The organism is Kribbella caucasensis (assembly GCF_004361855.1).
Lineage (GTDB): Bacteria > Actinomycetota > Actinomycetes > Propionibacteriales > Kribbellaceae > Kribbella > Kribbella caucasensis.
Map to the genome: position 1 here is coordinate 522,858 of NZ_SNWQ01000003.1, position 19,284 is coordinate 542,141.

The following is a 19,284-nucleotide window of genomic DNA, read 5'->3' on the forward strand; positions in this document are numbered from 1 at the left end:
CACAACCATGAGGATGATCAAGCCCGGCCGGAGAACGATCCGCTGGCTGCCAGTGCTGCTGGCGATGTTGACGTTGGCCGGCTGCGGCGGGTGGGCACCCTTCCAGGACCTTCCCGGAGGAGGCGTCGACGCCGAGTCGGGCCAGGTTCGCATCGACGACATGTGGGTCGACGGGCCACACGGCCTCACCGCCGGGGGCAGCGCGCCGCTGCGGTTGGCGATCACGAACGCGTCCCCGACCGCCGACACCCTGGTCGGTGTCTCGACGCCGATCGCCGAGCGAGCCGTGCTCGAGCAGAACGGTCAACCGGTAGCAGGTATAGCGCTGCCGGCGTCGGGCTTCGACGATCTCGAGTGGCGGACCGGTGTCGAGCTCGAAGGCCTGCGTACGTCGCTCGCTGCCGGCACGTACATCCCGGTGACCCTGCGGTTCGCGCACGCAGCTCCGGTGACCGTGCGGGCAGCCATCGGACCGCTCGCCGTACCGGAGCCTCAGGACCCTTCAACCTCGGCCTGAGAAGGCCGTAGAGAGGAGCGAGATGAGTATCGCGGAAACGACGGCCACCGGCCCGGTTCGCAGTCTGGTACCGGCCCGGCTGGATCGGTTGCCATGGTCAAGGTTCCACTGGCTGGTTGTCATCGGCCTGGGCGTGTCCTGGATCCTGGACGGGCTGGAGATCCAGATCGTGTCGCAGGCTGGTTACCAGACCACGCTCGGCCTGTCCGCCGGTGCGGTGGGCGCCGTCGGCTCGGTCTATCTGGCCGGCCAGGTGCTGGGCGCGTTGTTCTTCGGGCGGATCACCGACCGGCTCGGCCGCCGGAAACTGTTCATGGTGACGCTGGCCGTCTACCTGGTCGCGAGTGGGATCGGCGGTCTGTCCTTCAGTCTGTGGTTCCTGTTGGTCTTCCGGTTCATCGCCGGGATGGGGATCGGCGGTGAGTACACGGCGATCAACTCCGCGATTGACGAGTTGATCCCGTCGCGCTTCCGCGGCCGGGTCGACATCGCGGTGAACGGGACGTACTGGGGTGGCGCTGCCCTCGGTGCTGTGGCCAACCTGTACCTGCTGTCCGACCACCTTCCCACCAACGTGGGCTGGCGGATCGGCTTCTTCCTCGGGCCACTGATCGGCCTGGTCGTCATCTTCCTGCGCCGGACGCTCCCGGAGAGCCCGCGCTGGCTGATGACCCACGGACGGCAGGAGGAGGCGGAGTGCACGGTGGCGGAGATCGAGCGCCGGGCAGCGTCCGGGGGCACCGAGCTCACGCCGGTTCCAGATCGGCTGGCGTTGGAGATCACGCCGGTCGACAGGGTTTCCTACCTGAAGATCGCGAAGGTGTTCTTCCGCGACTATCCGTCGCGGTCCTTCCTCGGCTTCTCGATGATGGTGACGCAGGCCTTCCTGTACAACGCGATCTTCTTCACCTACGCTCTGGTCCTGCAGCACTTCTACGGCGTACCGAAGGCGCACACCAGCTACTACTTCTTCCCGTTTGCCCTCGGCAACCTTCTCGGGCCGCTGCTGATCGGGCACCTGTTCGACACCATTGGCCGGCGCCGGATGATCCTGTTCACATACGGGGTCTCGGGATTGCTGCTGCTGTCATCGGCCTACCTGTTCCAGGCCGGACTGCTCAACGCCACTACCCAGACCGCCATGTGGTGCGCGATCTTCTTCCTCGCCTCGGCCGGCGCGTCGTCGGCGTACCTGACCGTCAGCGAGATCTTCCCGCTGGAGCTGCGCGGCCAGGCGATCTCGTTCTTCTTCGCCATCTCGCAAGGGGCCGGGGGAGTCGTCGCGCCGTTCCTGTTCGGGCATCTCATCGGCACCGGCGACAGCGCGGCCCCGGACCGGAATCCGCTGACCTGGGGTTACGTGATCGGTGCCGTGATCATGATCGCGGGCGGAGTCATCGCCTGGTACTTCGGCGTCGACGCCGAGCGCCGGTCGCTCGAGGACATCGCCAACCCATTGTCGGCAACCACCAACCATCGGGAGGTCACGTCATGAGTGGATTCATCGTCGTCGCGGTCGATCCGTCGACAGGCTCGAAGGAGGCGCTGAGATGGGCCGCCGACGAAGCCCGGCTCCGCCAGGCGCGCCTGCGCGCCGTGATGGCATGGCGAGCCGCCCGGCCACCGGCCGCCCCCGCCACCCGGCCGCCGGTGGCTCTGAGCCTGAGTCTCGCGGACGCGCAGGCCGATGCCGATGTGAAGCTCGCCAAGCTGGTCGCCGACGCGCTCGGCCCCGGCAACGCCGCCTGCTGTCTCGCGGTGCATGGGCCGACGCTCCCGGTCCTGCTGACCGCCGCTCACGATGCCGACCTGCTCGTGCTCGACCCGCCTCGCCCGAGCGAGCTCACCCGCGCCAAGGCCAGCCTGCTCGTGCCCCAGTTGGTGTTCCGGGTGCCATGTCCAGTCGTGGTCATTCCGCCCAGGGCCGCGTAGGCGGCTACCTCATCTGCTGTGCCGGCGTCTGATGATCAGCGCAACGATCACGAGGACCATCGCGATCAGTACGCCGGACCAGCCGAGGTAGCGTTCGGCTCGCGCGTAGGCCGCACCGGCGAGGAACCCGATGCCGGCTACGGTGACGGCCCAGAGCGTCCCGCCGGCCACGTTGTACGCGACGAAGCGCCGGTAGGGCAAGCCGCTGGCGCCGGCGACCGAGGGGACCAGCGCCCTCAGTAGCGCCACCCAACGACCGAGCAGGACGGCGGGACCGCCGTACCTCTGGACGAACGCCTGCGCGCGGTCCAGACGCTGCCTCGTAGCTTCGGACGCGCGGGAGAACAAACCCGGTCCCAGCTTGGTGCCGACGGCATATCCGATGCTGTCGCCAACGACCGCGCCCAGCGCCGCGACCGCCATCACGGCGAGCAGTGGCACTCGGCCCTCGTGTGCGAAGACTCCGCCGAGCAGTACGGCGATCTCCGCCGGTATCACGACACCCAGCAGGGTCGAGGCCTCGAGCGCGGGCAATGCGAACACCACGAGCAGCAGTGCCCAGGGCGGCACTCTCGCCAGCTCGCGGAGGAGGCTGCTCATTCGGCGTCGGGATCGAGTCGGTAGCCCGCGCCGCGGACGGTGTGGATGGTGTCCCGGCCGAACGGGCGGTCCACCTTGTCGCGGAGGTAGCGGATGTAGACGTCGACCACGTTCGACCCACCGTCGTATGCGAAGTCCCAGACATGGTCGATCAGGTAGCTCCGGCTGAGTGCCTCGCCGGGTCTGCGCATCAGTTCCTGGAGAAGCGCGAACTCCTTCGGGGACAGTGCGACGTCGGCTTCGCCCCGCCGGACGATCCGTGACACCGGATCCAGGGTCAGATCGCCGACCTGCAGGACGACGGGACGTTCCAGCGGTCCTCGCCGGGTGAGCGACCGGACCCGGGCGAACAGCTCCGCCAGGGCGAACGGCTTCGTGAGGTAGTCGTCGGCACCGGAGTCGAGGCCACGGACACGGTCCGGTACGGCGTCCCGCGCGGTCAGCATGAGCACGGGCGCCCACCGGCCTTCGGCTCGCATCCGGCGGCAGACCTCGAAGCCGTCTGGCGCCGGGATCATGGCGTCGAGCACCACGGCGTCGTAGTCGTTCTCGAGCGCGTTCCACAGTGCGTCCGCGCCGTTGGCAGCGGCATCGACGGCGTACCCCTCCCGCTGCAGGCTGCGGACCAGCAGGGCGGCCATGCCGGGATCATCCTCCACCACGAGCAGCCGCATACCTGTCATCGTAGAACTCGGTTGCCTCATGGCTGCGGCTCACCCGCCTCATCGAGTGGCCGCACCGAGGTCTGCACCCGGGCGGTGAGCCGCGCGAGGTCACCACGCAGTCGCTCGACCTCGTCGCGGAGTTCCTCGATGGCAACCGCCGCGCGGCGGTCCGACTCGAGGTCGTACAGCGCGACTTCGGCCGCGGCGTCGTCGAGGCGTTTCGAGGTCATCAGCACGATGGACAGCGCCATCACCCCGAGACCGGACAGTACGACGGTCATGCCGGTGGCGGCGTCGCGTCGTACGGTCAGCACTATCCCCACCCCAACCAGGCCCGCGCCTATCGTGGCGGCGGTCCAGGATCCCAGCAGGTCGCGCGCCAGGTCTGTCCCCCGTTCACGGCGGGTGAGCCCGTCGTACGACCGGACCCCGGGGTGCAGGCTCAAGGTCGGGTTGCGGCCGCGCAGCCGCGCTGGGCGAGGCGAGTGGGTGCTGTCCGGGGTCACGGTGCCAGGATCGGGCCGAGAGGATGAGAGGACGGTGAAAGGGATGCGATTGCTGCCGCGCTCGTTGCGGGGTCGGGTGACTCTGGTGTTCACGGTCGGCGCGGCCGTCGTGCTCAGTCTGTGCCTGGCCGTTCTGTACGTCGCCTTGGACAACCAACTGACGTCCGCTCTCGACGAGGACCTGACGTCGCGCAGCTCCGACATCTCGGCCGCCTTGCGGGCGGGTGACACCGGGGTCGTCGCCCGTGACCCGATAGCGCAGTTGTACGCATCCGACGGCGCCCTGCTGGCCGGCTCACCATCCCTGGGCCAGGGCAGACTGCTCAGCGCGGCGGACGTCAGAGACCTTCAGCGCGACGTCGCCGAGACACGATCGCTTTCGCTCGGCGGCGAGGCCGATCGGTCGAAGGTGCGGATCCTGCCGCGGCGGCTGGTATCGGGCGAGGTCCTGGTGGTCGCCGTCTCCGCGGAACCCTTACAGGCGGCCCGCGAGCACTTGGTGGCCGTCCTGCTGCTGGCCGCACCGCTGCTGATCGGCCTTCTCGGCCTCGCCGGATGGCTGGTCGTCCGGGCAGCACTCCGGCCGGTCGACATCCTGACCCGCGAGGCGGCCGCGATCTCGTCGGTCGAAACCGATCGCCGGCTGCCCGCCGTACCCGGCAATGACGAGATCGCCCGGCTCGCACGGACCCTCGACGGAATGCTCGGCCGGCTCCGGGTCGCCTTCGAGCGGGAGCGAGCGTTCGTGGACGACGCCAGCCACGAGTTGCGGACCCCAATCGCGGTGCTTCGGGGGGAGATCGAGCTCGCCTTGTCCGCACTCGGCGAACCGGCCGAGGTCGAGCGCTCGCTCGTCGCGGCGCTCGGCGAGACCGAACGACTGACCCGGCTCGCCGAGGACCTGCTGCTCCTCGCACGCGAGCGAGCCGGCTCGCTCGTCATTCGCCGTGAGCCGGTCGACGTGCTGGACCTGGCCACCGGCGAAGCGCGGCGCCTGGGCCCGGTACTCGGATCGCGGATCGAGGTTCTTGGCGAAACCGTGGTCGTTGACGGGGACCCCGATCGGCTCCGCCAGGTGCTGACCAACCTGCTGCACAACAGCGCCGCCGCCGGAGCCAGGACCGTCCACGTCCGGGTGACCAGCGACGCGACGACCACGGCACTGGAGATCGCCGACGACGGACCCGGGTTCCCACCCGCCGTCATCGACTCAGCCTTCGAACGGTTCGTCCGCGGCGACGACGCCCGGACACCGGGGTCGTCCGGGGCTGGTCTGGGTCTGGCGATCGTGCGCGCGGTGGTTGCCGCGCATAGTGGCAATGTCGAGGCGCGCAACGGCGAGCCGCTTGGCGGCGCAGTGATCACCGTGCGACTACCGCTCGGTTGACCGCGGTCAATTATCGGACGGATTCCGATGGTGCCAGCCGAAGAGTCGATCGGAGGAGCTCGTTCGCGGATCGGCTCGATCCAAGAACGTCTCGAGTGTCCGCTGTGCGTGGTCTTCACTGACCGCCGCGAGAGGCCAGACGATAACCACATATCCGCTCTGTGCTCATGGCTGGGAGGCGACCGAGCCGCACCCCCGGCCGGAGGGGATCTGCGTGGTCTTGCTGGATGGGCGCCGCCGCGCGTTTTGCCTGGGAAGGTGGCCCGGGCGGCCGGTGAGCCCCCTAATGGGGATCGTAGGTTTTGTCCGGCAACCCGACTACATCTGAGCAGTCGACCCCTCGCTCGCATGTCGCGGCCGGATCAGATACGCGTAGCGCCGTAGGGAAACCACGATGTCGGCAGTCTCGACCGGCTTGTCCTCGACGGGCGGGCTCTGTTGGGGCCACACTCCGGCATCCGGTACGGCGCAGTCGGGCAGTTGCTTTCGGTGACCACCCTGCGGGACTAGGAGCTTTGTCGAAGTGGGGTGAGATCACCATCCTGCGCTCACTTGGACGACGTCGCCGCGCTCAAGCAGACCGACTGCGGCGACCTGTCCAGCCTGCTCCTCGCCGACAGCGGTCGGCAACCCCCGCGGCTCGCGTGCCGGCGAACGGAAGCGCGCCCCCATCGCACGGTCGCGGCGGGGCAGGCGCTCGGCTCACTCCGGGCCATACGCACACAGGCGTTCTGGTCAACGCCGTTGCCTTGGGCATCGGTTCCTCGACGCGGATCGGCACGTACCCGGCGGTGTGCCTGCGGATCGAATACGCAGGGGCCTCGGCGCCCGGGGCGGCTCGGGCTGTTGCCGCCTGGCAGTATGTGAATGACGGCCGTGGATGCGGCTGAGGAGCCGCTGAGCGGGAGGTGAGTCATGCCGGCCGTGAGCCGTGTGGTGGCAGCGATTCGCCGATCCGGCGTTCGTGGCCGGTCCACAGCCGCGGCGATCGTGGTCGTCGCCGGTGCGCTGGCCATCGGTGCGGGCGTGTTGCTGTTGCTTCTGCAGCGGGCGCTGATCACGAGTGTCGCCGATCAGGCCGAGTCGCGAGCGCTCGATGTGTCGAGCCAGATCCAGGAGCAGGGCGAGGACGGGCTGTCGAATGAGCTGGTAGAGAACACCAGGCCGAGCCAGGTCATCCAAGTGGTCGATCAGAACGGCAGGGTGGTGGCGACCTCGTCGCTGCGGTATGACAAGGTGCCGCTGTCCGGGCTCAGACCGCCGACGGGCCAGGTCGCCCGAGACGACGCCGGAGAGATGCCCCTGCTCGATGACGACACCGCTTACCTGGTTATTGCCCGTGGCACCGACTACCAAGGAGCCAGATACACGGTCGTCGTCGCAGCGTCGGTGGAAGCCCAACGGGACACGGTGAGCACGGTCACGACCTACCTGCTGATCGGATTCCCCCTGTTGTTGCTGCTCGTTGGCGGCGCGACCTGGGTGCTGGTCGGTCGAGCGCTACGGCCGGTAGAGCAGATCAGGTCCAGGGTGCACGGTATCGGCGTCGGGCAGCTCGCCGATCGGGTGCCGGTGCCGGCCGCGGACGACGAGATCGCGCGGCTCGCGGTGACGATGAACGAAATGCTCGACCGGCTGCAGGCGGGGCAGGAGACTCAGCGCCGCTTCGTGGCCGACGCCAGCCATGAGCTCCGGTCTCCGATCGCCAGCCTGGTGGCCGCCCTCGAGGTGATCGTTGCTGACAGCACCGGCCAGTCAGGACAGGAGCTGCACCGGGTCATGCAGGCCGAGACGGAGCGGATGCGCCGGCTGGTCGAGGATCTACTGCTGCTCGCGAAGGCCGACGATACCGGGTTGCGGTTGCAACGGGCCGACGTGGACCTCGACGACCTGGTCGGCAACGAGCTCCGCCGGCTGCGCGCGGCCGGCGGACCCGAGGTGGAAGGCGTGGTGCCACCCGTGCGGGTGTCGGGTGATGCCGCCAAGCTCAGCCAGGTGATCCGCAACCTCGCCGACAACGCGGTCCAGGCAGCTCACAGCAAGGTCAGTTTCACACTCGCCGAGTACGACGGTCAGGCGACGCTACAGGTGGACGATGATGGGGACGGGATCCCCGAGTCCGAGCGGGACCGCGTCTTCGAGCGGTTCGTCCGGCTCGACGCCAGCCGGGATCGCCGCAGCGGTGGCTCCGGACTGGGCCTGTCGATCGTGCAGGAGGTCGTCCGCGGCCACGGCGGCACAGTGGCGATCACCGAGTCACCCCTGGGCGGTGCGCGTTTCGTGGTCACTCTTCCGGTGCGCGGCCCATCGCCCCCGGCAACCATCGGGTGAGCTGCGCGGCGGTGACGACGATCGCCAGCCAGGTCACCGCGACGGTCCAACCGGCCAAGACGTCGGTGGCCCAGTGGTACCCGAGATAGACCCGGCTCAGGCCGATCCCGGTGCTGAGCACCAGCGCGGCGGACACGGCCGCGCCCTTGGCAACGCGTGACCCCAAACCAGTCCAGACCAGACTGCACACCATCCCCAGGAACACGGTCGAGTTCAGGGTGTGACCGGAGGGGAAGGCGAAGCTGGTGTCGACCGGTCCCAGCACAAAGGTGATACCGGGGCGGTGGCGCTCGACCAGAGCCTTCAAACCGTAGGTCAACGCGGCTGAGCCGGCCATCGCGAACAGGAGCAGCCCGGGTGCGCGCCACGATCGCGTCGCGCGGAAGACCAGTCCAGCGGCGACCAGCATCAGTACGACCAAGACGGGTACATCGCCGAGGAAGGTCAGGGCTCGGGCGAGCACGGTCAACGGCGCGGTCCTGCTGCCGACCGCGTCGGCGGTGAACTCCGGATCGAAAGCGGCCAGCCCGTCGGATTCGGTGGCGCTATCTGCCAGCGCGATGATCCCGAGCGTGCCCATCACCGCGACCGCCGCGCCGGCGACCGGTACTGCATACCGGGTAGCGGCCGGGCGGCGGATTCGCTGGTCGGTCGTCGTCATGCGTCAGCCACCTTCATGGTCGAGTCGGTATCCCATCCCGCGGACGGTTTCGATCGCGTGCCGGCCGAAGGGGGCATCGAGCTTCAGCCGGAGGTAGCGGATGTACACCTCGACCACGTTCGGGTCGCCGTCGAAGGCCGGGTCCCAGACGCTCTCCAGGATCTCCATCTTGCTGACGGTGTCGCCTCGGTGCCGCATGAGGAACTCGAGCAGCCCGTACTCGCGTGGCGTGAGAACGATCTCCTGGCCGGCCCGCTCGACCCGCCGTCGCGCCGGGTCGAGTGTGAGGTCGCCGGCGACCAGGACCACAGGGCGCTCGGGCCCGCCGCGGCGGATCAGTGCTCGCAGCCGTGCTACCAGGACCAGAAAGCTGAACGGCTTGGTCAAGTAGTCGTCGGCGCCGAGGTCAAAGGCGTCCGTTTGATCGTACTCGCCGTCCTTGGCGGTCAGCATCAGGACCGGCGTCCAGACGCCCCGTTCGCGGAACTGCTCGAGCACTTTGTAGCCGTTCAGTTTCGGCAGCATGATGTCGAGCACGATCACGTCGTACGTGTGCTCGGTGGCGGCCCAGACCGCGTCCTCGCCGTTGTGCACGACCTCGACCACGAAACCGGCGTCGGTGAGGCCTCGGCGGACCGTGTCGGCCAGCCGGACCTCGTCCTCCACCATCAGCACCCGCATGTCGTCCAGTGTGCTGCTCCTAGCTGAGAGTCCGCTGAGTGTGCTCGGTGAGGCGTCCGGAGACTCGCAAATAGGTCGTCGACGGGCGGTACGCCGGGCCGGCGTCCATGCTCAACGAACCACTCGCGGCCGAGCACTCGGCGGAAGAGCCAGGGTGGGAGTCTCAGCAGCAGCGCGAGGGTCCGGGCGCCGTCATCGGAGCTGGCCTGGCTGACATGCGCCTCGAAGGAGCGGCGCTTGGCGTCGGAATACTGCCGGACGTCGAGACGATGGGTGATGTCTGAGCGGGATGTGTAGGCATGCTCGTAGTCGGCGGCACGGAGGTCGGGAAGCACTCCGGGCAGGGCGCTGACGAGGCGGATCAGCCGCCGGATCAGCGTCCGGTCGATCGTTGCCTCCGGCACGAGTGGAGTGCCGGCCAGTCGGGCGGCGTACAGACCGGCGGCGTGTACCTGCCTGTGATCGGGGTGGCCGTAGCCACCGGCCGGGTCGTAGATGGTGAGGGCATCGGCCCGCTCTTCGCGCAGAAGGTCCGCGAGGGGAGCTGCCGCCTCCGTCACCGGTAGCCGGCTGAAGGAGCCGGCGGGCGGTTGTTCGGCGCTGGTCCAGCCGGAGTCAGGCAGACCGAACCGTACGACGCGCGCACAGCCGAGAGCGGCCGCGGACCGGTCGAGCTCGTCGCGTCGACGGGCGGCCAGATCGGTGCGGTACGACGAGGCCGCGGCGCCGGCTTCGCCGTCGGTCGCTACGGCGAGCACGACGCGATGTCCCTCGGCGGCGAGGCGGGCGAGGGTTCCACCCGTCAATAGGGCTTCGTCGTCGGGGTGTGCGTGGAAGGACACCAGCGTGAAGGGCATGGGCCGAGCATCGCATGGTCGGTGACCCGACCGAACCGCTCTCAGTCAGCTCTCAGCGACTGGCTCCCAGGATGGCCGGAAAGGCTGGATGGCGGAAGAGGAAGGCTCGATGTGCAACGTTTCCATACCCGACGGGTGATCACCTCGGTGCTGACGGGCTGCGCGACCGCGACGCTGATGGTGTTGCTGCCGAGAGCCGTCGGCACTACCTGGGCAGCCGTCGGCGAAGTGCTCAGAGCAGTGTCGATGCCGGGCCTGGCGGCGTTGACCGTGCTGTGGATCGCCGGATTGTGGTCGCATACGTTCGTGCTGGCGGCCTCGCTTCCGGGGTTGACGAAGCGCCGAGGGCTGACGTTGAGCTTGACCGGCAGCGCCGTGGCGAATGTGCTCCCGCTCGGCGGAGCAGCCGGCACCGGCCTTAACTACGCGATGACCCGTCGATGGGGCTTCAGCCCCGCTGCGTTCGGTGGCTTTCTCGCGGTGACAACGCTCACGAATGTCGTCGCCAAGCTAGGTGTGGTCGCGGTCGCGCTGATGCTCGCGCCGACCATGCACAGCGCAACGGCGCTGCCGATCGGCCGGACCGGCCTGGCACTGATACCCGTGCTGGCGGCGTTGGCGGCAGTGGCCTGGTTCCTGGCCAGACCCTCGGCCGCCGCAACGACCGGGAGGAGGCTCGATCGCCTGCTCGGCTTCTTCCGCCGCCGGCCGATGCTGGCGCTGTCACTGCCGGAGCTGCGCATCTCGGTCCTGCGGGTGTTCCGCCGGGGCTGGCGCCGGATGACGCTTGGCATGGTCGCCTATCTGATTCTGCAGCTTGGCCTGCTCTGGATGTGCTTCCAGTTGCTAGGGACCGCGCTCAGCCTTCCGATCCTGATCACCGGGCTCGCCGTCGAGAGACTGCTGACACTGATCCCGCTCACTCCCGGCGGCGCCGGCGTCGTCGAGGTCGGAACGTCGGCGGCCCTGGTGGCGTTGGGTGGGGATCCTGCGGCGATCACGGCCGGGCTGCTGTTGTTCCGCGGTTTCACATACCTGCTGGAGATCCCGGTCGGTGGCGCCACCCTGGCGATCTGGTGCCTGCGGAACAGGCCGAGAACCCGGCAGGCCGCAGGTACGACAGTATGAGGATCGCCCTCTTCAGCGACTACTACCTGCCGCGCCTTGGCGGTATCGAGCTGCACGTGCACGATCTCGCCGGCCGGCTTCGGCACGCGGGTCATGCCGTCACCGTGTTCACGACGACCGCGGCCCCGGCGGTCGAGACCGGCGTTGTCCCGGTGATCAGGCTTCCCGCAGTCGCCGGCGTACCGTTGCCAGTAGCAACTGAACTGATCAGGAACGTGCTGGCGTCGGGGCAGTACGACGTACTGCACGCGCACGCCTCCCTGGTCTCACCGCTCGCCTGGGCAGCGACCTCGATCGCCGCGAGCAACGGCGTACCGGCGATCATCACGATGCATTCGCTGCCCGCGGCCGGCGGAGTCCTGATGCCCTGGACGCTGGCCCGGCTCGATCGTGGGTTCGGAACGGACGTTCGCTGGAGCGCGGTGAGCCGGGTTGTCGCCGCCGAGGTACGACGGGCGTTGCCGGACCGGCCGGTGGATTTGTTGCACAACGGCATCGATCCAGGACCTTGGCGGCAACTGCGACGTCCGGGCCACCGGTTGACGTTGGTCAGCACCATGCGGCTGGCGCGGCGCAAACGGCCGTCGGCGTTGATTCGCATCCTTCGGGAGGTCCGAGGGCAGGTTCCGTCGAACGTTCCGCTGCGGGCGGTGATCGTCGGCGCGGGCCCACAGGCGACCACGGTTGCCCGCGCGGTGCGGCGCACTGAGATGACGGGCTGGGTGGAGTTGCCCGGTCGGCTGTCCCGCTTCGAGATCCAGCAGTTGTATGCGACGGCTGATGTCTACCTCGCGCCGGCGGAGCTCGAGTCGTTCGGGGTTGCGGCACTGGAAGCGCGCTGTGCGGGGCTCGCGGTGGTCGCGATGGCGTCCGGTGGGGTGGCGGAGTTCGTCCGGCCCGGAGTCGAGGGACTGCTGGTCGATGGCGACCGGGAGATGGCGATCGCGACCGCCGGGCTGCTGACGAATCCTTCGCTGCTACGGCGGATCCAGAACCACAACCTGCGCACCGACCCGGTGATGACCTGGGACGTCGTCGTGGATCAGCATCTGCGTGCATACCAGGGGATCCGCACTCAGCCTGCTCTCAGCACCGACGTCCTAGCGTCGGTGCCGACGCACCTACCGACGATCATGGAGCTGGATCGATGAATCTGCTGGACCCGCACAGTTTGCTGTCCCACCTGGGGCCGTGGGCGGTGCTGCTGGTGATGTTCGCAGAGACCGGTCTGCTGATCGGGTTCTTCCTGCCCGGTGACTCGCTGCTGTTCACCGCGGGCCTGCTGACCACGACCGGCATAAACCTGTCACTCCCGCTCACTCTCGTGCTCGCGCCCTCCGGTGCGCTGGCTGGAGCCCAGGTCGGCTATCTGCTCGGCCGCCGCTTCGGTCCTTCGCTGGTCGAGCGGCCGGACCGACCGCGGCTGACCCTGGTCGCCCGGCGTGCCCGAGAGCATCTCGACTCGTACGGCGTCGGGCGGGCAGTGGTGCTTGCACGCTTCGTTCCGGGCGTCCGCACGGTGATGAATCCGCTGGCGGGCGCGTTGCGGATCGACAGTCGGATCTTCACCACCTGGCAGGCAATCGGCGGTGCGTTCTGGACCGTCGGGCTGGTCCTGGCCGGCCATCTGCTGGGGTCGCGGATCCCGGGCATCGATCGGTACCTGCTGCCGGTGATCGCCGTCATCGTGGTGTTGTCGTTGATCCCGATCGGCTTCGGCGTCGTACGGCAATGGCGCGCCACGGGGTCGGTCGGATGAATCCGGACGAGAGCGTGGTCGCGTTGTCCGGCTGGGGCCGAAGCTCGCATCGGCGGAGCCTGGTCCGGCGGCCGGTGTCGGACGAGGACGTCATCCGAGCGGTGCGCGCGGCCGCCCGGATCACGGTCCGGGGCGCCGGCCGCAGCTACGGCGACGCCGCCCTGCCGGAGCGGGCGACGGTGCTGGACATGACCGCGCACAACCGGGTGGTCTCGTTTGACCAGCTGAACGGCATCATTGTTGTCGAGGCGGGTGCGCTGCTGCGGGACATCATTGACCAGACCCTTCCGATCGGGTGGCTGCTGCCGGTTCTGCCCGGGACGGAACGGATCACCGTCGGTGGGGCGATCGCGAGTGACGTCCACGGCAAGAACCACCCGGGCGCGGGCTCGTTCGGGCAGCACGTGCTCGGGCTGTCCCTGCTCCGCTCCGACGGCTCGGTTGATGACCTGTCGGCTGCCCAGAACCCGGACGAGTTCTGGGCGACGGTCGGTGGGATGGGCCTGACCGGGGTGATCCTGCGAGCCGGGATCCAGTTACGGCGGGTGGAGACCGGCTGGGCCACGCAACGGCGGCTGCGAACGCGGTCGATGGACGAGACGCTCGAAGTTCTGCGATCGCTGGCTGTCCGGCAAGAGCTTGATCCGGACCTGCACGTGGTGGCCTGGCTGGACACGCATTCCCCGGGACGGCGACTCGGCCGGGCGGTCGTCGACGAGTGCCGGCCCACCCGTGCCGCCGAGTTGCCGACTGCCGTCCCGCCGTACCCGGAACGGCGTGGTACCAGGACCGGTCGGACGATCCGCTCGCTCCCCGGACCAGGCTTGGTGTGCGGCGCGACCATTGCCGCCGCCTCGACGGCACGCTGGCACCTTTCCAGGGCCCGCGAGGGTCTGTTGCCGATCGGTGCCGCCTTGTGCCCGCTCGACGCCGCCGAATCCTGGCCCGCGGCGTTCGGGCGCGGTGGACTGATCCAGTATCAGCTCGCCGTTCCGGCCAACGCCGAGAAGGTCCTGACCCAGGTCCTGGCGCACCTGGTCGCGCGCCGGCTGACCCCCGCGCTGAGCACGATCAAGAACCTCGGCTTCGGAACCGCGGGCCCACTGTCCTTCCCGATTCATGGCTGGACCCTGGCCGTCGACCTGCCAGCTCGCTGGCTTGAGAACCGCGATGCATTGCGAACCGTGGACGAACTGGTCGCCGACGCGGGCGGCCGGGTCTATCTGGCGAAGGACGCGGTGGTCGATCCTGTACTGCTGCGGCGGATGTACTCCCGATTGCAGAGCTGGCAGCGTACCCAGCTCCGGCTCGACCCGGATCGCCTGCTGACCTCGGCCTTGGCTGAACGACTGGGGCTTCTCGCATGACTTCCGGTACGGCGCTGCTGGTGGGCGGCTCGTCCGAGATCGGCCTGGCCGTGCTGAAGGAACTGCTCGGGCCGCCACCGCGTCGCGTCGTACTGGCTGGTCGGCCGAGTGGCGAGTTGTGGCGCAACGCGGAGCAATTGCGCGACATCGGTTACTACGTCACGACCGCGCAGTACGACGCATCGCTGCATACGGAGGAGATCGACGGGCTCCTCGCGCATCTGTCCGCGGACCATCAGGTCGACCTGGCCGTCGTCGCGGTGGGAACCATGGCCGCGGACACCTTCGTCGACGGCGTTGTCGTCAATGGTCTGGCGGTGGCGCTGCTCGTTCGCGCGTTGATCGCAAGGTTGTCCGGCTCTGGCTCGGCCCGGCTGGTGTTGTTGTCGTCCGCGGCGGCTGCGCGGCCACGGCAGTCGATCGCGGCGTACGCTCTGGGGAAGCAGTTGGCCGACACCACCGCCGTCCTGTCGGCTCCGCAGGCTGCTGCCGCCGGTGTTCGTGTCGTGGTGGTTCGACCCGGCTTCGTCGCCACCCGGATGACGGCCGGGCTGCCGAAGCCACCACTGGCGACGACTCCGGACAAGGTTGCATTCCGGGTCGTACGGGCCCTGCGTGGTCGTCAGGTGGTCGTCTGGGCGCCGCGGTCGACGGCTCTGGCGGTGTGGGTCTTACGGCGCGTGCCGGTGCGTATGCTGCCGGACTCGCTGCGATGAGGATTCTCTCCGGTTCTTCTCAGCTCCCGATCGATCTACTGGTGGCATGAAGCATTCGCTGACCAGACCGGCCAGGAAGATCCGTCGCCGTCGCCGCATCCAGTGGATCGCGCTGATCCTTTGCGCGCTGCTCGTCGTGCCGGCGGTCTCGTACGTCCGGGCGCTGCTGTACCCCGGCAACGCGAGCTTCGCCGTACGGTCTGTGGAATGGATCCGTGACCACGGCGGCGGCAAGCTGATCGACACCATCGAGACCTGGCGGTATTCCCGCCATGCACCGCCCACGACCGGGACGCCGCAGGACATCCCGTCTGCCGGCCAGCCTGCGCCGACAGGCGGTGATCCGATAGGCCTTCCGGTGATCAGAACCCTCCCGACAGTGAAGACGCTCGCACATGAGGGAGTGTGGAGCGCCGCCCGCCAGGGCCCACAGCGGAGGACCCTGTTGTGGACCACCTGGTTCCGGCCCGATCCCGCTCACCTGCCCGTGACCGCGGCCGCAGCGCTGATCCCACAGACGGTGGACAGCCTGCGGCTGATGCCCGGCACTCGGGAGCCGGTGGTGGGGATGGCATCGAGGGACGGCTATTCGGTGCCAGCGGACGCCCGGTCCCGACTGGTCGCCGTGTTCAACGCCGGCTTCAAGACGGCTGACTCGCATGGGGGTTGGTGGACGACCGAGTCGGCGGCGGTGCCGCTGGTCGACGGTCGTGCGTCGGTGGTGATCGATCGCTCCGGAGTGGCCAGGATCGGTGCGTGGAACCAGACCGTGCGGATGAGTCTGGACGTGGTCGCCGTACGGCAGAACCTGGACCTGGTGATCAGCGACGGCAAGGTCGTCGACGGTCTGAGCGGCAACTGGCAGGGGCGCTGGGGAAGTGCCCGCAGCCAGTTCCAGTACACCTGGCGGTCCGGCCTCGGAACCGATGCCCGAGGCAACCTCATCTATGTGGCCGGTAACGGCCTGACGCTGGCCACCCTCGCCGCCGCGATGCACCAAGCCGGCATCCGCGAAGGGATGGAGCTCGACATCCATTCGGCGATGGTCAGCTTCGACATCGAGCAGCCAACCGGCAACGGCCCGATGACCAGCAGGCGACTGCTCCAGTCGATGACGTCTCCGTCCGATCGCTACCTGATCGACGACCAACGCGACTTCTTCTACGTCGTGACGCGATGACCAACCTCCGCAATTCCTCTGCCGTCGTCCTGCGAACCTCCCGTGCCGCGTCACTGCTCAGGCTCAGCCGGCCGCAGCAGTGGCACAAGGCGGTGATGCTCTTCGCGGCACCAGTGGCTGCCGGAGTGATCGACCAGCCGCACGCGTTGCTGAGGGCAACGGTGGCTGCCGCGGCCTTCATCCTCTTGTCCGTCGGCATCTATGCGTTCAATGACGTACGGGACGCGCCCGATGATCGCCGTCACCCTAGGAAACAGCATCGGCCCGTCGCTTCCGGCGCGGTCAGCCCGATGGTCGCGCTGGTCTGGGGATGTGCAGGGGTCGTCGCCGGGTTGACGATCGCCGGCAGTCTTGGGATTCCGACCTTTCTGATCGGTTTCGGCTACCTGGCGGTCCAGTTCGCCTACGTCTTTGGGCTCAAGCACATCGCCGTCGTCGATGTGGTTGCCGTCGCGCTCGGGTTCGTCCTGCGGGCCGCGGCAGGCGGTACGGCGACCGGCGTGGCGGTCTCGAACTGGTTCCTGCTCGTCTCGCTCTTCGGTGCGCTCTTCCTGGTCGCGGGGAAACGCCGGGCCGAGCGAAGCTCGACGACTTCCGACGCCCGCAGCCGGCCGGTTCTGGCGGCGTACTCCGCGAGCTGGCTCGACCAGTTGACGACAGTCGCCCTGCTCGGGACCGTCCTGTCCTATGGACTGTGGGCGTTCCAGTATCTCGGCGACGATGTCATCCGCCAGTTGCTCACCGTCTCGTTCCTGCCGTTTCTGACCGGATTGCTGCGTTACGGGCTGCTGGTGTCGACCGGTCGGGGCGAGCTGCCCGAGCACGAGATCTTCCGCGACCGAGTCCTGCTCCTCGCCGGTCTCCTGTGGGCCGTCCTGGTCGGCGCGGGCCTTTACCTGGCGTGAACCGAGTCGCACTCAGTGTCCGCTCAGCCGAGTCCGTTCAGCGTCCGGCCCATGACTTCTGACCTGACGCGATCGGCGTCTGCCGGGATCGGCACTCGACTGCTCAGCAAGGTCCCTGAGGTGACCGTGTACTTCTGGCTCATCAAAGTGCTCGGGACAACGGTCGGTGAAACAGCCGCAGACTTCCTGAACGACACTCTGGGGTTCGGCCTCACCTACACCACCCTCGTGGTCGGCTGCGCTACTGGTGATCGCGCTGATCTTCCAGTTCCGGGCCGACCGCTACGGTCCGGCCCTCTACTGGCCGGTCGTGGTGCTGACATCTGTGGCCGGCACCTTGATCACCGACAACCTCACCGACTCGATCGGAGTACCGCTCGAGCTGACCACCGCGGTGTTCGCCGCCGCGCTCGCTGTCACGTTCGCACTCTGGTACGGCGCCGAACGCACCCTCTCGATCCACAGCATCGTCATGGTGCGCCGGCAGGCGTGGTACTGGCTGGCAATCCTGTTCACCTTCGCCCTGGGAACCGCGGCAGGTGACCTGGTGGCGGAGCAGTTCAGCCTCGGCTACTGGGTCTCGGCGGTCGTCTTCGCCGCGGTCATAGCAGTGGTGGCCGTGGCCCACTACGGTTTTGAAGCTCGGCCCGGTGGTGTTCTGGATCGCCTACATCCTGACCCGGCCGCTGGGAGCCTCGATCGGCGATTTCCTCTCCCAGCCCCGCGACGACGGCGGTCTCGGCCTCGGAACGACCGGCACGAGCGCGCTCTTCCTGATCGCGATCCTCGCCCTGGTGACCTACCTGACCGTGACCAGAAAGGACCAACTCAGCGAGCCCCGGTAAGTCCGTCGGCCCCCGCCGGCTGCTCAGGCGTCGGCATCGTGCGTACCGCGGCAATGCCTGACCCGTGCCTCGAAGGGTTCTTGCCGTGGGCAACTTTGACTTGTCGGACGTTGTCACTGCTCACTCAGAGGAGGGTGTGCGGCCGCCGGTCGATGGAGCCAGAACTCCCACCTCCAGAGTCATCAGGGGCTCGGTTGCGATTGATGGGGTTGTCACAGGCGCGGTGTTGTTTGCCGTGGCGCCTGGTTGGGAGAACAGCCAGGCGGCCAGGGGTGCCGCCGGTGTCGCTGGAGATCGAGGATCCCATCGAGAACTTCGGCAAGGTGCAGTCGGCTCTCGCGCAGCACAACGCCGCCGACACCTTCTCGCGTGACCTTGTGAGGAGCGGCATCCGGGCGAGGGGATGATGCGCTATTCGACCGGAGGTGTCCGGGACTACATTCCGAACATGTGTGGCGGTCCCGACCTGCCTGCGACGATTACCGAGGTGCGGGCGTTTCAAGCGTGATACGGGCTCGCTGGTCACTCGGCGGTGTCCACGTGGGAGAACGGCGACGTCTGGGGATCGGATTTCCGCGACGACGGCGGCGACCTTGACCCATCGGGTGGGAGCGAACTCCCCGATGTATACCTGTTCGCCGGTCACGGGGGCTGCCAGAATCCTCCGGCCGCCACCAGCCCGGACTCCGCACTGGCCGTCGATCCCACCACGGTGTTCGATTTCGTCCCCTACCCCGGTGCGCCTTCGGGTGACGTAGATCTGTACCTCAAGCACGAGACCTTCCTGACCTCGTTCGCGACCGGGGTCCACGCCGCGAGGCCGAGCGGCTTGGCCGCTCGCGTCTCCGGGAGGCGATCTGAGCGAATCGCGACCAACTAACGACCACTTTATGGCCATTGAAGACCATTGACAGGCAACCGCCGGCAACTACGAAATCGCTGTAATGCAAGGGGATTCAGTACTTCCCAACCATGCACAACTAGTGCGGTTTGAAGGACGCGGGTTCGATTCCCGCCACCTCCACCCCTCGAGAAGTGCCTGGTCAGAGCAACATCGGCCAGGCACCTCGTCGTTCCACGACCACTTAACGACCAGTGTCCGCGGAGCACCCTGTGTTGCGACGTTGACTAGAACCCGCCGTGCCGTCGACACCACAAGTTCCAGGATTCCTGGAGCTGCGTCGTCAGGCCAGGCCGGGATTCTCACCGGCTTCTCCTGACTTCCTCTGAGTCCAGCGACTCGGAGG

The 19,284-nt window shown here is 68.1% G+C and carries 21 protein-coding genes and 2 pseudogenes; 17 read left to right on the forward strand and 6 right to left on the reverse strand.

Features of this window, described 5'->3' with window-relative positions:
• Nucleotides 1-7 precede the first annotated feature (7 nt).
• The 3 genes from EV643_RS09720 to EV643_RS09730 are packed head-to-tail and all read left to right on the forward strand — an operon-like array spanning nucleotide 8 to nucleotide 2,449.
• Nucleotides 8-517, forward strand: coding sequence for a copper chaperone PCu(A)C (locus EV643_RS09720; RefSeq protein WP_133799641.1), 510 nt, complete (start codon nucleotides 8-10; stop codon nucleotides 515-517).
• Between the two features lie 22 nt (nucleotides 518-539).
• Entirely contained in the window at nucleotides 540-2,012 is a 1,473-nt protein-coding gene (locus EV643_RS09725; protein WP_133799642.1) for an MFS transporter, read from the forward strand.
• Entirely contained in the window at nucleotides 2,009-2,449 is a 441-nt protein-coding gene (locus EV643_RS09730; RefSeq protein WP_133799643.1) for a universal stress protein, read from the forward strand. Before EV643_RS09725 ends, EV643_RS09730 begins: the two co-directional genes overlap by 4 nt.
• 9 nt (nucleotides 2,450-2,458) lie before the next feature.
• Here the strand turns inward: EV643_RS09730 and EV643_RS09735 are convergent, their stop codons facing one another.
• The 3 genes from EV643_RS09735 to EV643_RS09745 are packed head-to-tail and all read right to left on the reverse strand — an operon-like array spanning nucleotide 2,459 to nucleotide 4,220.
• Nucleotides 2,459-3,049 (reverse strand): DedA family protein, encoded by a 591-nt coding sequence (locus EV643_RS09735; RefSeq protein ID WP_133799644.1) that lies wholly within the window; start codon nucleotides 3,047-3,049, stop codon nucleotides 2,459-2,461.
• Nucleotides 3,046-3,723, reverse strand: coding sequence for a response regulator transcription factor (locus EV643_RS09740; protein ID WP_133799645.1), 678 nt, complete (start codon nucleotides 3,721-3,723; stop codon nucleotides 3,046-3,048). The genes EV643_RS09735 and EV643_RS09740 overlap by 4 nt, the downstream gene beginning before the upstream one ends.
• 26 nt (nucleotides 3,724-3,749) lie before the next feature.
• Nucleotides 3,750-4,220, reverse strand: coding sequence for a hypothetical protein (locus EV643_RS09745; RefSeq protein ID WP_133799646.1), 471 nt, complete (start codon nucleotides 4,218-4,220; stop codon nucleotides 3,750-3,752).
• Between the two features lie 43 nt (nucleotides 4,221-4,263).
• Between EV643_RS09745 and EV643_RS09750 the strand changes: the two genes are divergently transcribed.
• Together EV643_RS09750 and EV643_RS09755 are read left to right on the forward strand one after the other, a co-directional pair.
• Nucleotides 4,264-5,607 carry a sensor histidine kinase gene (locus EV643_RS09750; RefSeq protein ID WP_133799647.1) on the forward strand — a complete coding sequence of 448 codons (1,344 nt, stop codon included), beginning with the start codon at nucleotides 4,264-4,266 and terminating at the stop codon, nucleotides 5,605-5,607.
• Between the two features lie 915 nt (nucleotides 5,608-6,522).
• Nucleotides 6,523-7,938: a sensor histidine kinase gene (locus EV643_RS09755; protein WP_133799648.1), complete on the forward strand. Its 1,416-nt coding sequence runs from the start codon at nucleotides 6,523-6,525 to the stop codon at nucleotides 7,936-7,938.
• Here EV643_RS09755 and EV643_RS09760 read toward each other — a convergent pair.
• The 3 genes from EV643_RS09760 to EV643_RS09770 are packed head-to-tail and all read right to left on the reverse strand — an operon-like array spanning nucleotide 7,892 to nucleotide 10,137.
• Nucleotides 7,892-8,599: a phosphatase PAP2 family protein gene (locus tag EV643_RS09760; RefSeq protein ID WP_133799649.1), complete on the reverse strand. Its 708-nt coding sequence runs from the start codon at nucleotides 8,597-8,599 to the stop codon at nucleotides 7,892-7,894. The genes EV643_RS09755 and EV643_RS09760 overlap by 47 nt on opposite strands.
• Before the next feature lie 3 nt (nucleotides 8,600-8,602).
• Nucleotides 8,603-9,280, reverse strand: a complete 678-nt coding sequence (locus EV643_RS09765; RefSeq protein WP_133799650.1) for a response regulator transcription factor — start codon at nucleotides 9,278-9,280, stop codon at nucleotides 8,603-8,605.
• Nucleotides 9,268-10,137 carry a PIG-L deacetylase family protein gene (locus EV643_RS09770; protein WP_133799651.1) on the reverse strand — a complete coding sequence of 290 codons (870 nt, stop codon included), beginning with the start codon at nucleotides 10,135-10,137 and terminating at the stop codon, nucleotides 9,268-9,270. The genes EV643_RS09765 and EV643_RS09770 overlap by 13 nt, the downstream gene beginning before the upstream one ends.
• 111 nt (nucleotides 10,138-10,248) lie before the next feature.
• On the opposite strand from EV643_RS09770, the gene EV643_RS09775 reads away from it, so the two are divergent.
• The 12 genes and pseudogenes from EV643_RS09775 to EV643_RS44790 all read left to right on the forward strand — a co-directional run bounded on the left by EV643_RS09775 (nucleotide 10,249) and on the right by EV643_RS44790 (nucleotide 18,917).
• The gene (locus tag EV643_RS09775; RefSeq protein ID WP_133799652.1) at nucleotides 10,249-11,265 is read left to right on the forward strand and encodes a lysylphosphatidylglycerol synthase transmembrane domain-containing protein; all 1,017 of its coding nucleotides are present in this window, start codon (nucleotides 10,249-10,251) and stop codon (nucleotides 11,263-11,265) included.
• On the forward strand, nucleotides 11,262-12,416 hold the full coding sequence (locus tag EV643_RS09780; RefSeq protein ID WP_133799653.1) for a glycosyltransferase family 4 protein: 1,155 nt from the start codon (nucleotides 11,262-11,264) through the stop codon (nucleotides 12,414-12,416). The genes EV643_RS09775 and EV643_RS09780 overlap by 4 nt, the downstream gene beginning before the upstream one ends.
• The gene (locus EV643_RS09785; protein ID WP_133799654.1) at nucleotides 12,413-13,024 is read left to right on the forward strand and encodes a DedA family protein; all 612 of its coding nucleotides are present in this window, start codon (nucleotides 12,413-12,415) and stop codon (nucleotides 13,022-13,024) included. The genes EV643_RS09780 and EV643_RS09785 overlap by 4 nt, the downstream gene beginning before the upstream one ends.
• The gene (locus EV643_RS09790; protein ID WP_166665382.1) at nucleotides 13,021-14,391 is read left to right on the forward strand and encodes an FAD-binding oxidoreductase; all 1,371 of its coding nucleotides are present in this window, start codon (nucleotides 13,021-13,023) and stop codon (nucleotides 14,389-14,391) included. Before EV643_RS09785 ends, EV643_RS09790 begins: the two co-directional genes overlap by 4 nt.
• Nucleotides 14,388-15,107 carry an SDR family NAD(P)-dependent oxidoreductase gene (locus EV643_RS09795; RefSeq protein WP_133799656.1) on the forward strand — a complete coding sequence of 240 codons (720 nt, stop codon included), beginning with the start codon at nucleotides 14,388-14,390 and terminating at the stop codon, nucleotides 15,105-15,107. The genes EV643_RS09790 and EV643_RS09795 overlap by 4 nt, the downstream gene beginning before the upstream one ends.
• Before the next feature lie 46 nt (nucleotides 15,108-15,153).
• Complete coding sequence (locus EV643_RS09800) at nucleotides 15,154-16,287, forward strand: phosphodiester glycosidase family protein (protein WP_133799657.1); 1,134 nt, start codon at nucleotides 15,154-15,156, stop codon at nucleotides 16,285-16,287.
• Complete coding sequence (locus tag EV643_RS09805) at nucleotides 16,284-17,192, forward strand: decaprenyl-phosphate phosphoribosyltransferase (RefSeq protein ID WP_133799658.1); 909 nt, start codon at nucleotides 16,284-16,286, stop codon at nucleotides 17,190-17,192. Before EV643_RS09800 ends, EV643_RS09805 begins: the two co-directional genes overlap by 4 nt.
• A 51-nt stretch (nucleotides 17,193-17,243) precedes the next feature.
• Nucleotides 17,244-17,381, forward strand: a pseudogene (locus EV643_RS45485) (hypothetical protein); the annotation flags it as partial.
• A 136-nt stretch (nucleotides 17,382-17,517) separates the two neighbouring features.
• Nucleotides 17,518-17,772 (forward strand): annotated as a pseudogene (locus tag EV643_RS45490) (hypothetical protein); the annotation flags it as partial.
• Nucleotides 17,773-17,827: 55 nt separating this feature from the next.
• The gene (locus EV643_RS45495) at nucleotides 17,828-18,037 is read left to right on the forward strand and encodes a COG4705 family protein (RefSeq protein WP_238165472.1); all 210 of its coding nucleotides are present in this window, start codon (nucleotides 17,828-17,830) and stop codon (nucleotides 18,035-18,037) included.
• A gap of 281 nt (nucleotides 18,038-18,318) precedes the next feature.
• Nucleotides 18,319-18,444, forward strand: coding sequence for a hypothetical protein (locus tag EV643_RS46400; RefSeq protein ID WP_255512954.1), 126 nt, complete (start codon nucleotides 18,319-18,321; stop codon nucleotides 18,442-18,444).
• 125 nt (nucleotides 18,445-18,569) lie between these two features.
• The gene (locus tag EV643_RS44790) at nucleotides 18,570-18,917 is read left to right on the forward strand and encodes a hypothetical protein (protein ID WP_202869480.1); all 348 of its coding nucleotides are present in this window, start codon (nucleotides 18,570-18,572) and stop codon (nucleotides 18,915-18,917) included.
• Nucleotides 18,918-19,284 lie beyond the last annotated feature (367 nt).

Excerpts from the sequence above, each read along its gene's own strand:
- EV643_RS09800 (WP_133799657.1), top strand. The coding sequence starts at position 15,154 with ATGAAGCATTCGCTGACCAGACCGGCCAGGAAGATCCGTCGCCGTCGC.
- EV643_RS09755 (WP_133799648.1), top strand. The coding sequence starts at position 6,523 with ATGCCGGCCGTGAGCCGTGTGGTGGCAGCGATTCGCCGATCCGGCGTT.
- EV643_RS09790 (WP_166665382.1), top strand. The coding sequence starts at position 13,021 with ATGAATCCGGACGAGAGCGTGGTCGCGTTGTCCGGCTGGGGCCGAAGC.
- EV643_RS09765 (WP_133799650.1), bottom strand. The coding sequence starts at position 9,280 with ATGCGGGTGCTGATGGTGGAGGACGAGGTCCGGCTGGCCGACACGGTC.
- EV643_RS09770 (WP_133799651.1), bottom strand. The coding sequence starts at position 10,137 with ATGCCCTTCACGCTGGTGTCCTTCCACGCACACCCCGACGACGAAGCC.
- EV643_RS09780 (WP_133799653.1), top strand. The coding sequence starts at position 11,262 with ATGAGGATCGCCCTCTTCAGCGACTACTACCTGCCGCGCCTTGGCGGT.
- EV643_RS09785 (WP_133799654.1), top strand. The coding sequence starts at position 12,413 with ATGAATCTGCTGGACCCGCACAGTTTGCTGTCCCACCTGGGGCCGTGG.
- EV643_RS09730 (WP_133799643.1), top strand. The coding sequence starts at position 2,009 with ATGAGTGGATTCATCGTCGTCGCGGTCGATCCGTCGACAGGCTCGAAG.
- EV643_RS09720 (WP_133799641.1), top strand. The coding sequence starts at position 8 with ATGAGGATGATCAAGCCCGGCCGGAGAACGATCCGCTGGCTGCCAGTG.
- EV643_RS09750 (WP_133799647.1), top strand. The coding sequence starts at position 4,264 with ATGCGATTGCTGCCGCGCTCGTTGCGGGGTCGGGTGACTCTGGTGTTC.
- EV643_RS09805 (WP_133799658.1), top strand. The coding sequence starts at position 16,284 with ATGACCAACCTCCGCAATTCCTCTGCCGTCGTCCTGCGAACCTCCCGT.
- EV643_RS09735 (WP_133799644.1), bottom strand. The coding sequence starts at position 3,049 with ATGAGCAGCCTCCTCCGCGAGCTGGCGAGAGTGCCGCCCTGGGCACTG.
- EV643_RS09795 (WP_133799656.1), top strand. The coding sequence starts at position 14,388 with ATGACTTCCGGTACGGCGCTGCTGGTGGGCGGCTCGTCCGAGATCGGC.
- EV643_RS09725 (WP_133799642.1), top strand. The coding sequence starts at position 540 with ATGAGTATCGCGGAAACGACGGCCACCGGCCCGGTTCGCAGTCTGGTA.
- EV643_RS09760 (WP_133799649.1), bottom strand. The coding sequence starts at position 8,599 with ATGACGACGACCGACCAGCGAATCCGCCGCCCGGCCGCTACCCGGTAT.
- EV643_RS09740 (WP_133799645.1), bottom strand. The coding sequence starts at position 3,723 with ATGCGGCTGCTCGTGGTGGAGGATGATCCCGGCATGGCCGCCCTGCTG.